The organism is Serratia sp. Res13-Sevr-LER1-36-b, assembly GCF_015673035.1.
Classification (GTDB): Bacteria; Pseudomonadota; Gammaproteobacteria; order Enterobacterales; family Enterobacteriaceae; genus Chania; species Chania fonticola_C.
Genome location: NZ_JADACK010000047.1, coordinates 1 through 710, shown reverse-complemented (window position 1 = coordinate 710; position 710 = coordinate 1). Strand labels below are relative to the sequence as shown.

Genomic DNA, 710 nt, shown 5'->3' with positions numbered 1-710 from the left:
TTTCCGCGTAACTTCAGCCTTTCTATCAAGTCCTTAACCACTACATTGTATTGGCCTGCCACCACCGCGGGCATGTATAACGCGCTTCGCAGCTCACCGTGTCCCACTTTCGATAACCGGCTTTTCCCTTTAAACATCCCCGACTCACATCGCTGTGGATTCAGTCCTGCATAGGCGACCAGGGCCTTGCTGCTGGTGAACCGCCGCAGGTTCCCTGCGAAGGCCAGCAGGCTGGAACTCAGCATCTCTCCTACCCCAGGGATGCTTTTCAGCAACTCACTGTCCCGTTTCAGGTCAGGGTTATCATCGATGTGGTGACTGATTTTCTTCTTCGTTTCTCGTATCAGGTCATCCAACGTGGCGATGTGCTCATTGAGTGAAGGGACGATGACCGCCTCTGCTACCTCCAGACGATTTTCTTCCATCTGACGCATCTCTTCGAGGTTCTTAAGATGCCTCACCAGCGCGGTCAACTGGCGTTCACTCAACGGGGCTGGGAACCACGGGTCGGGCTGATGCAGTGCGCAGTAGCGGGCTATCATCGCTGCATCGCTTTTGTCCGTCTTGTTCCGGGTGAGTTCTGTATTGCTGAAGGAATGGATACACGCCGGGTTCATCAGACTGACGTGGTAGTTGTTGTCTGCCAGATAAGTGGCCAGCTCCGTGCTGTAGCTCCCGGTGGCCTCCATGCAGACATGACAGTCGCCAAA

At 54.6% G+C, this 710-nt stretch carries 1 protein-coding gene; it reads right to left on the bottom strand.

All coding sequences use genetic code 11. From position 1 onward, the window contains the following. Positions 1–710 (bottom strand): IS110 family transposase (locus tag IMQ33_RS26450; protein ID WP_196062990.1); only part of this gene is annotated, 710 nt, incomplete at both ends.